Annotated in this window: 1 protein-coding gene; it reads right to left on the minus strand. The window is 29.3% G+C overall.

The window, feature by feature from the left end:
• A partial coding sequence (locus AAEZ22_RS18500) for a hypothetical protein (RefSeq protein WP_352298530.1) occupies positions 1 to 256 on the minus strand: 256 nt, incomplete at both ends.

Here is a 256-nt window from a genome sequence, read left to right on the forward strand (position 1 = left end):
TTATTTGACCTGTAGACTTGTCTTCAATTGTTAATACTTTACAGTCCCCCAGTTTTTTAAAAAAATCTTCAGTTTCAACTGTAAGTTTTTTATGCTTACCGAGCTCATTTGTTAATTCGATAATATTATCAATTCTACTCGACTGTAAAAGTGTTGTAAGTGTTTCAAAATTAGATAATTGATTTTTATTATTAACAAAAGCAACCTTATGCTGCTCTTTACCTAAATCGATTATGGAGTTATTAAGGGTTACCTC

Origin of the sequence: Pseudoalteromonas sp. 20-MNA-CIBAN-0454 (genome assembly GCF_040308685.1) — a bacterium.
In the GTDB taxonomy this organism is placed as follows: domain Bacteria; phylum Pseudomonadota; class Gammaproteobacteria; order Enterobacterales; family Alteromonadaceae; genus Pseudoalteromonas; species Pseudoalteromonas nigrifaciens.